This is a genomic window from Pseudomonas sp. KBW05 (assembly GCF_003852405.1).
Lineage (GTDB): Bacteria > Pseudomonadota > Gammaproteobacteria > Pseudomonadales > Pseudomonadaceae > Aquipseudomonas.
This window is the reverse complement of record NZ_QAJM01000006.1, coordinates 49,066-58,033: the sequence shown is the minus strand read 5'-3', so window position 1 is coordinate 58,033 and position 8,968 is coordinate 49,066. Positions and strand designations below refer to the sequence as shown.

The following is an 8,968-nucleotide window of genomic DNA, read 5'->3' as shown; positions in this document are numbered from 1 at the left end:
TCTGCGATTTTTGTAGGCGCACGCTTGTTGTGGCGAGGGAGCAAGCTCCCTCGCCACAGGCGTTTAGAAATCCCAGCGAGTGGTCACCATGACATTGCGTGGCTCACCGTAGGCAGCGGAGTTATAGAAGCCGATATTGGTGTAGTAGCTCTTGTCGAAGATATTGTTGACGTTCAACGTCGCCGACAGGTTCTTGCCGATCTGATATTTGCTCATCAGATCCACCAGCCAATAGGCCTCTTGGGAAAACTCTTCATAGCCTCCACGCGGGCTGTTGTAGATGTCCTGCCAACCCACGCTCTGCCAGCGCACGCCGCCGCCGACGGTCAACTTGTCCAGGTCGCCCTTGAGTTTGTAGGTGGTGTACAGCTTGACCTGGTCTTCCGGCTCGAAGGTGGAGATCTTCACGCCTTTGTCGTCGCGCACAATCTTGTGGGTGTAGCCGGCCTGCAGCTGCCAGCCAGGCGCGATTTCGCCGGACATCTCCACTTCGTAACCTTTGGTCACCGCCTTGCTGCTCTTATAGGCGTAGTTGTTCGGTGTGGGCTTGAGGTTGTTGTACTCGTCGTCGGACAGCGCGCGGTTGGACTCGTGGATTTCAAAGTAGGCGGCGCTGGCATTGACCCGGCCGTCGAGATAGTCGGCCTTGACCCCCAGCTCCCAGTTCTGGCCTTCGTCCGGTTCCAGCAGTTTGTTATCGCGGTCGCGGTTGTAGTTTTCCTGCGGCATGAAGATATCGGTGTAGCTGGCGTACAGCGCGTAGGTGTCATTCAGGTCGTAGACCGCGCCGACATACGGCACCACGCGCCCGGACTCGCGATAGCTGGGGTTGTAGCCAGTGACCTGATAGTTGACCAGGCGTGCACCGAGCAACACCTTGAGGTCGTCGGCGAGGTTCAGGCGCGTGGTCGCGTACGCGCCGGTCTGGCGCACGGTGTCGTCGATCAGTGATTGCGCCTGGCCCCAGTCCGGCATCGTTGCGTGGCCGTGCCAGTTGTTGAAGTCGACGATATTGGGGGCCAGGTTCCAATAGCCTTTGCCTTTCCATTCCGAAGCGCTGATCGAGCCGCCCAGCACCAGTTCATGTTCACGCCCGCCGAGGCTGAACGGGCCGCTCACATACAGGTCGGCGGAGTCGCTGACGGTTTCCCCGGTGTATTTGCCCGAGGTCAGTTGCGCGGTGCCATCCGGCTGCGGCTGGTCGCCCTGGATCGAGCCCATCAAGGCGTGGTAGCCGTTGATCTTGTGGTCCAGTTGCAGCTTGCTTACCCAGCCATTGCCCAGGTCATGTTCGAGCATGGCGAACACGGTGCGGGTGTATTGCTCCCAACTGCTCCACTCGGCGGCGTCGTTGAACGAGCGCTTGACGCTGTTGCGATTGCCCTGGGAGTTGATCAGCGGAAAGCTGCCTGACCAGGACGAGCCTTTTGGCAACGTGTCCTGGTAATCGCCGCCTACGGTCAGCAGGGTGTCAGGCGACAGGTCGAACTCCATGATGCCGTAGTACGTCGGGCTCTTGCGTGAGTAGTGGTCCATGAACGAATGCTTGTCCTGGTAGGCCGCTACGGCCCGGCCGCGCACGTTGCCGCTGTCGTTCAGCGGGCCGCTGACGTCCAGTTCACTGCGGTAGTTGTCCCACGAGCCCGCGCCAAGGGTGGCGTGGCCCTGGAAGTCGGCGGTGGGTTTCTTGCGCACCAGGTTGATCGTCGCGCCGAGGGAACCGGCGCCGGTGAGCAGGCCGGTGGCGCCCTTGAGCACTTCGACGCGGTCGTAGATCGCCATGTCGCTCAGGGTGTTGCCCGCCGAATAGGCGACGTTGCGCGCGGTGGAAGGGATGCCGTCGTATTGGAAGTTATTGATCGAAAAGCCGCGTGCGTAGTAGTTGCTGCGCTCGGTATCGAAGGCCGATACGGTGATGCCGGGCGTATGGCGCATCACGTCGTCCACATTGGTCAGGCCGAAATCATCCATGTGCTGGCGGGTGACCACGGAGACTGACTGCGGGGTTTCCTTGGGCGTCAGCACCAGGCGGGTCGAGGTCGCGAGCGTGCCAGGGGTGTAGGAACCCGTGCCTTCGGTGATATTGCCCAGTTGGGTGGCGCTGACTTGGGTCGGGCTCAGTTCCATGGTGCCATCGCTGGCGATGGGCGCCGGTTGCAGGGCGTAGACCTGGTCACCCTTTACCGCGCGATACCCGCTGCCCAGCAACAGCCGGTCGAAACCGTCCTGGATGCCGTAACTGCCCTTGAGGCCAGGGCCGTTGAGACCTTCCAGTTCGTGGGACTGGAACACGATGGCCACGCCGGCTTGTTGCGCAAAGCGATTGAGCGAGCTGCCCAGCGGCCCGGCCGGGATGTCGTAGGCCTGGGCGGCGACGTTGACGCTGTCCGCGTACGCCGGGCTGATGCTCAGCGCTGTGGCGGTGAGCATGGCCAGGGACAGTGGCGCGAGTTTCAGTAGGCCAAAGCGCCCACGCGGGTAGGAAGGGGTGTGCATGGTGAAGGCAATCCTTTACGTGTCGAATTACCTCTCTTGACGGGCAACTGCGAGAAAACCGGAAGCAAATGCGAATAATTATTTATTGGCGCTGTCGTCTGGGTCCACGAGGATCAGCCAGGGTGTAAAACTTCTGACCTTGATCGGTAAGGTTTGCGCGAGTAGCTGTAGGGCGTGATCGCTGTCGTCCAAGGGAATGACCGCCGATACGCGCAGGCTTTGCAGTGCCGTGCGATCGAATTGCACACGACCGCTGCGGTGGCGGGCGATCTCATCCAGCACATCGGGCAATGGCCGGTTTTCCACCACCAACTGATGGCGGCGCCAGGCTTCGTTGATGCTGGCGGGGTCGATGCTGCCGGCCAGTTGCACGCCATGGGTGCTGACCAGCGCCCGAGAGCCGGCATCGACTTCCAGGGTCTGCTGGGCATTCGCGCTCTGTGCCGCCACGCGCGATTGCAACATGCTCAGCACGGTGACATCGCCTTCACGCTTGACCACAAATCGCGTGCCCAGTGCGCGCAAGGTGCCTTGGGCGGTCTGCACGATAAACGGCCGCGTGCTGTCGTGGGCCACCTCCACGAGGATCTCGCCCTGCAGCAAGTCGATGCGGCGCTGCCTGCTGTCGAAATGCAGGTTTGCCGCGCTGATGCCATTGAGGGTCAATGTCGAGCCGTCCGCCAATTGCAGGGTTTGCCACTGGCCAGGGCCATTGCGCACATCGGCCATCCATTGTTGCGGATACGGGCTGATGAGCAGCGCTGCGGCCGGAACCGCCAGGCTGCACGCCAGCAGCAGGGCGCGTACGGCGCGCTTGCGACGGTGGGATTTCTGCTGGGCAAAGGCGGCGTTCAAGGCGGCCCGCGCCGGTGCTTTTTTACCGCGCAGGGCCTGCATGCGCGTTATCACCTCTTCCATGCGCGCGGCGGCTGCGGCGTAGTGCGGGCCTTGTTGCTTCCAGCATTCGAACGCCAGGCGCTGGGCTTCGCTCAGCTCACCTTCGTGCAGGCGCAGCAGCCATTCGGCGGCTTGTTCTTCGATCTGTTGGCGGGCGTCGTGCATGTGCGCTCAGGTGTCCAGGCTGTGGCCGCAATGCACGAGCGCCTGGATCAGGTACTTGCGCACGGTGCGTTCCGACAGCTTGAGCTGGCGGGCGATCTGTTGTTGGGTCAGTTCTTCGAGGTAATACAGCACGAAAGCCTGGCGCGAATAGGCGTGCATGCCTTCGAGGATAAACGCGATCTGTTCCAGGGCTTCGAGGGTGGTGTGGATCTGTTCCGGCGACTGGAACCCTTCAAGGGCGTCCACCGTCAGCGCCAACTCTTGCAGGTAGGCGCTTTCGATCTGCTTGCGCCGGGCCTGGTCGATGAGCAGGCGCCGCGCCGTGGTACTCAAGTACGCCCGCGGTTCGCGAATGCTTGCCACCGATTCGCGGGCGTTGAGAATACGGGCGAACGTGTCCTGCGCCAGGTCCGCCGCGTTCTGCCGGCAGCCCAATTTGCGCCGCAGCCACGCCAGCAGCCAGCCGTGATGCTCGCTGTAGAGCGCGGTTATTTCCCGTTGGAAGGGCGGTTCACCCACAGACATAGGCGTGGCTCAAGCGTTATTGAGAATGGTTTTTAATTGTGCGGCCAAGTGTCGGGTAAACGCAATAGACTCGCGTTTGTGGGGCGAAAAGCCCGTATTTACGGGGTTTGCGCCGCCTGCCGAAAAATATTTCAAATAAATTGCATATAAAACAAGACATTGCGGATTTTTGGTGTAAGATGCGCCCACACCGAAACGAAGGGTGATTAGCTCAGCTGGGAGAGCATCTGCCTTACAAGCAGAGGGTCGGCGGTTCGATCCCGTCATCACCCACCATTCGCTTCAAGTGTTACGCGCAGCGGTAGTTCAGTCGGTTAGAATACCGGCCTGTCACGCCGGGGGTCGCGGGTTCGAGTCCCGTCCGCTGCGCCATATTCGGTAACCTGGAACACTGAACGCCAGGCCACCACAAGAAAGCCCGCTCATTGAGCGGGCTTTTTTTCGTCTGCGATTTATGACCGTTCCCACGCTCTGCGTGGGAATGCCCCTTGTGACGCTCTGCGTCACCATTGCGCAGGGCTTGAGTGGGCGCTGTCTGGCGGGACGCGGAGCGTCCCAAGATGCGTTCCCACGCAGAGCGTGGGAACGATCAACTCGCAAGTATCAGGTTCAGAACTGGTACTTGAGGCCCACCGTCATATTGCGCGGGTCACCGTAGAATGCGCTGCTATACAGACCGTAGCCGGCGTAGTACTCGCGGTCGAAGAGGTTGTTCAGGTTCAGCGACGCGCTGAGGTTCTTGCTCACGTCATAGCGCGCCATCAACCCCACCACGGCGAAACTGCCTTCGTCGGCGCGCGCATCCATCGGGTAGGTGATGGCGGAATAGGTTGAACTCTGCCACGTCACATTGCCGCCCACCGTCAGGTCACGTAGGGCACCTTCGAGCTTATAGGCCGTGGACAGTTTGAACTGGCGCTCCGGCAGGTTGGTGTTGATGCGGTTGCCGTCCTTGTCCCGGGGCTGGGCGTAGGTGAAGCCGGCAAGCATCTGCCAACCCGGTGTCAGTTGGCCGGACAGCTGCATTTCAAAGCCTTTGGTGGTGGTGCCGCTGACGGCCTTGTAGGCCGTAAGGCCTCCCGTGCGAACGCCGTCGTCCACCCCCAGGTTGTCCTGCTTGATGGTGAACACGGCGAAACTGGTGTTGAGCGCACCGTCGAAAAATTCCGACTTCAGGCCCGCTTCATAGCTTTGCCCCGTCAGCGGTTCCAGCGCCTTGTCGTTTTTGTCGAACAACGACTGCGGCGTGAAGATGTCGGTGTAGCTGACGTAGAGCGAGTGGATGTCATTGAGGTCGTAGACGATGCCTGCATAAGGCACCAGCTTGCCGGTTTTCTTGGCGCTGTCGTCCGACGGATCATTGGGCTTCCAACCGTAGGTCAGAGTGCCTTCACGCTCATAGTTGACGACCCGGCTGCCGAGGATGACGTGCCAGTCGTCCAGCGGGTTCAGGCGCAATGCCGCGTACCCACCGGACTCCTTGATCTTGTAGCCCTGGCTCTGTTGGAAGGTGAACGCATCCGGCTGAGGCGGGTTGTTGCCCCAGGTCTCGTAGTTCACGTTGAGGCTGCCACCGTCCAGTGACTGATAGTCCGAGCGGCGGTTACTCGCATTCAAGCCCACCACCAACTCATGGGTACGCCCCAGCAGCGAAAAAGGCCCCGTCGCGTAGGCATCCACGGAGTCGGCGTTGATCGTGTAGGTCACGCGGCTGCGCTGCAGTTCGGCAATGTGGGTCGTCTCGTCGGGGAACGGCCCCCAGCCGACGATGTTGCCTTGCAACTGATCGGTGGTGCCTTTCCAGTGGCTGGCTTCTACGCGCAACAGCCAGTCATTGTCGAAGCGCTGCTCGATGCCGGCGAAGTATTTGGTGCTTTGGCTGTCGGCATACGTCCATTTGGCCGCTGGGTTGGTCGAGCGTTTGAAGTTGGCGCGGTTGCCATCGGCGTTGTACAGCGGCAGCTGGCCAAAACTGGAGCCGTCGGCGTCGATTTTCTGATAGTCGATGCCGGCGTACAGCGTGGTGTCTGGCGTGATATCGGCCTCGCCGATGGCGTAGAACACGTCCTTTTTCTGCGCGTAGTAATCAATGAATGAATGGTTGTCCTGATGGGCTGCCACCACGCGCCCACGCAGCGCGCCGTTTTCGGACAACGGCCCGGACAGGTCCATTTCCGTACGGTAGCGATCCCAGGTGCCACCACTGCCGGAGACATAGCCCTGGAAGTCTTTGGTCGGACGTTTGCGGACCAGGTTGACCACCCCCGCCGGGCTGCCGACGCCACTCATCAACCCCGTCGCGCCGCGTACCACTTCGACGCGGTCGTAGATGGCCATGTCGCGCACGCCGAGGCCGTTGGTATTGGTGGTGAAGTCTGACGTCGGCACACCGTCGTACTGAAAACTGTCCAGGGCAAAACCGCGGGAGTAGAAGTTGTAACGCTCACTGTCGTCGTGCATCACCGTCACGCCAGGGGTTTGCCCGAGGACTTCGGCGATGGAACCCAGGCCCTGGTCATTCATGTGTTGGCGGGTGATGACGGTCACCGACTGGGGAGTCTCGCGCAGGGACATGGGCAATTTGGTCGCCGTGCTGGTGCTGCCCGTGGTGTAGGAACCGGAGTTTTCGGTGGTCTGGCCCAGTTGTTGGCCGGTGATGCTGGTGGCCCCCAGCTCAATGCTTGACCCATCTCCCAATGGATACAGCGTGTAGGAGCCGTCCCCGGAGGCGACCGCATTTAGCCCGCTACCGCGCAGCAGGCTGCGCAGTCCCTCATCGATGCCGGTGTTGGCATTCAGCCCGGCACTGCGCTTGCCTTCCACCAGTGCCGGGTCGATCGGCAGGGTGATACCGGCCTGGCTGGCGAACTCGGCCAGTGCCGTGCTCAAGGCGCCGGCGGGAATCGTGTAATGGCGCACTTGCTGCTGGCCGATAGGTTCGGCCAGCAGGGGTGGGCTGGCCACCACCGAGCCTGCAACCAGCAGGCCCAAGGTCGCCCCGCGTACTGCCAGGGCCAAGGAGTGGAAGGGTAGGACGTACCGCTGTGGTTGCCGCATTGAGTGTTCCCCGTCGAAGAGTGTTGGCTGTTTTACGAGGAGGACGCATGGCGGCTGAAAAACACGACACACGCGGGAAACTCAGCTTTCCCGGGCGGCGATGGTCACCCAGTAGCGGCTGCGGGTGTGGATGTCTACCGGCAGGGTGCGGGCCAGGGCGGCCAGTGCCAGGTCGGTGTCTTGTAACTGAAATGTGCCGGAGATCTGCCAGTCTTCCACTGCCGGATCGCAGCGCAGCAGGCCGGGCCGATAGCGGCCGAGCTCGAGGGCAAAGTCGGCCAGGCGCATTTTCTCCGCGCGCAGTACGCCTTGGGCCCAATCGCTGCTGCTGCGTTGCAGCGTGGCCACGGGCGCAATCAGGGCGCGACTGAACTCGGTCTGCTGGCCTGCTTCCAGGCGCAGGAAATCCTTGGTGTGAGCGGGATAGACCTGCACGGCCCCCTCCAGCACTGCGATACGGGTTTTGCCGTCGAGCTGGCGCACGTCGAAACGCGTGCCAACCGGGCGCAAACGGCCTTCGGCGGTTTCCACCACGAGTGGGCGGTTGAGCGGATCGGCGGCGGTGCTGACCAGAATCTCGCCGGCGTACAGGCGCAGCAGGCGCTGCTGGCCGTCAAAGCGGATGTCCATGGCGCTGGCGGTGTTGAGCATCACCCGGGTGCCGTCCGGCAGCACGCATTCGCGACGCTCGCCGGCCACGGTGCGTTGGTCTGCACTCCACTCCCGCCAGGGCAGTGCCTGGTAGGCGAGTGTGCCCAGCGGCGCAGCGATGATCAGGGCGGTCAGCAGTTTCAGGGTGTGGCGCCGATCAAGGTTCGCCGGGCGGCCCAGCGCGGGCATGCCGATATCCGCCGGGATTGCGTCGAAACGTGCGTGGAACCCTACGGCCAATTGCCAGGCGCGCTCGTGGTCGGCATGGCTGGCGCGCCAGTGGTCGCAGGCTTCCCGATCACGCGGGCTGGCGTTGCCTTGCAGGCGCACGAACCAGCGGGCCGCCTGGCGCGCAATGCGCCGGTCAATCGGCTGGGCACTCATGCTGGGGTCGTGGCCAGGATGATGCATTCCTCATAGGCGCGCGCCAGATGGCGTTGCACCGAGCGCACATGGATACCCAGGCAGCTGGCGATTTCCTCTTGGCTGTAACCCTCAAGTTGAGCCATCAGAAAGGCCTGACGCGTCCTGGCCGGCAGGCACGAAAGCACCTGGTCGACCTCATGCAGCGCCTCGAGAATCAGCGCCTGGCTCTCCAGCGAGGGGGTGTTCTGCTCAGGCAGGTGGGCCAGGGTTTCCAGCCACGCCTGCTCCAACGAACGCCGGCGGTACAGGCTGATCAGCAAGCGATTGGCGACGGTGGCCAGGTAGGCGCGCGGGCTGTCGAGGGTACGTGGCTTGGCGCCCAGCAGGCGGATGAAGGTATCTTGCGTCAAGTCCGCCGCGTCGGCGCTGTTGCCCAGGCGCTGGCGCAACCAGCCCACCAACCAGCCGCGATGGTCGCGATAGAGGTCGCCGATATTCTGGTAAGGACTGGTTGGAAGGGGCATGGGCTTGTTGTTGACCAAAGGGATGCAAGTGAGAATTCATCTCATTCTATCGGTGGCTACGCCTTGCTCGCAAGGCTCTCCCCTGAATGTTTACCCGCGTACGCCTTGCCGTTGTGCACTGCCTACACCCGCTGAACTGTGCTGGTGCGTCATGACCTGAGGGAATACCCCCATGCACATTGGTCGATTGCGCCCCTTGCCGCTTAAACGGTTATCTATAGCCACGCGAAGACTTCCAGGCGAGCTACCGGCAGCAGGACGCTGCGGTGCCCGCTCTCTAACAATGG

6 protein-coding genes and 2 tRNA genes are annotated in these 8,968 nt (G+C 62.1%); 2 read left to right on the top strand and 6 right to left on the bottom strand.

Features of this window, described 5'->3' with window-relative positions; translation table 11 throughout:
- Positions 1 to 63: 63 nt before the first annotated feature.
- From DBR46_RS05100 to DBR46_RS05090, 3 genes are all read right to left on the bottom strand, one after another.
- Positions 64 to 2,496, bottom strand: coding sequence for a TonB-dependent siderophore receptor (locus DBR46_RS05100; RefSeq protein WP_124525274.1), 2,433 nt, complete (start codon positions 2,494 to 2,496; stop codon positions 64 to 66).
- Positions 2,497 to 2,574: 78 nt separating this feature from the next.
- Positions 2,575 to 3,558: a FecR family protein gene (locus DBR46_RS05095; protein ID WP_124525273.1), complete on the bottom strand. Its 984-nt coding sequence runs from the start codon at positions 3,556 to 3,558 to the stop codon at positions 2,575 to 2,577.
- Positions 3,559 to 3,564: 6 nt separating this feature from the next.
- Complete coding sequence (locus DBR46_RS05090) at positions 3,565 to 4,083, bottom strand: sigma-70 family RNA polymerase sigma factor (RefSeq protein WP_124525272.1); 519 nt, start codon at positions 4,081 to 4,083, stop codon at positions 3,565 to 3,567.
- Between the two features lie 200 nt (positions 4,084 to 4,283).
- Between DBR46_RS05090 and DBR46_RS05085 the strand changes: the two genes are divergently transcribed.
- Together DBR46_RS05085 and DBR46_RS05080 are read left to right on the top strand one after the other, a co-directional pair.
- A tRNA-Val gene (locus DBR46_RS05085) sits at positions 4,284 to 4,359 on the top strand.
- Between the two features lie 19 nt (positions 4,360 to 4,378).
- Positions 4,379 to 4,455: transfer RNA gene (locus DBR46_RS05080), tRNA-Asp, on the top strand.
- A gap of 237 nt (positions 4,456 to 4,692) precedes the next feature.
- Here the strand turns inward: DBR46_RS05080 and DBR46_RS05075 are convergent.
- From DBR46_RS05075 to DBR46_RS05065, 3 genes are all read right to left on the bottom strand, one after another.
- Positions 4,693 to 7,140: a TonB-dependent siderophore receptor gene (locus DBR46_RS05075; RefSeq protein ID WP_256659225.1), complete on the bottom strand. Its 2,448-nt coding sequence runs from the start codon at positions 7,138 to 7,140 to the stop codon at positions 4,693 to 4,695.
- Between the two features lie 81 nt (positions 7,141 to 7,221).
- Positions 7,222 to 8,175, bottom strand: a complete 954-nt coding sequence (locus DBR46_RS05070; RefSeq protein ID WP_124525271.1) for a FecR domain-containing protein — start codon at positions 8,173 to 8,175, stop codon at positions 7,222 to 7,224.
- A complete protein-coding gene (locus DBR46_RS05065; RefSeq protein ID WP_124525270.1) occupies positions 8,172 to 8,681 on the bottom strand; it encodes a sigma-70 family RNA polymerase sigma factor in 510 nt (169 codons plus the stop codon). Before DBR46_RS05065 ends, DBR46_RS05070 begins: the two co-directional genes overlap by 4 nt.
- Positions 8,682 to 8,968: the final 287 nt, after the last annotated feature.

What these genes read in the sequence shown, in the direction of transcription:
- DBR46_RS05075 (WP_256659225.1), bottom strand. Translation starts at nt 7,140, where the DNA reads ATGCGGCAACCACAGCGGTACGTCCTACCCTTCCACTCCTTGGCCCTG.
- DBR46_RS05065 (WP_124525270.1), bottom strand. Translation starts at nt 8,681, where the DNA reads ATGCCCCTTCCAACCAGTCCTTACCAGAATATCGGCGACCTCTATCGC.
- DBR46_RS05100 (WP_124525274.1), bottom strand. Translation starts at nt 2,496, where the DNA reads ATGCACACCCCTTCCTACCCGCGTGGGCGCTTTGGCCTACTGAAACTC.
- DBR46_RS05070 (WP_124525271.1), bottom strand. Translation starts at nt 8,175, where the DNA reads ATGAGTGCCCAGCCGATTGACCGGCGCATTGCGCGCCAGGCGGCCCGC.
- DBR46_RS05095 (WP_124525273.1), bottom strand. Translation starts at nt 3,558, where the DNA reads ATGCACGACGCCCGCCAACAGATCGAAGAACAAGCCGCCGAATGGCTG.
- DBR46_RS05090 (WP_124525272.1), bottom strand. Translation starts at nt 4,083, where the DNA reads ATGTCTGTGGGTGAACCGCCCTTCCAACGGGAAATAACCGCGCTCTAC.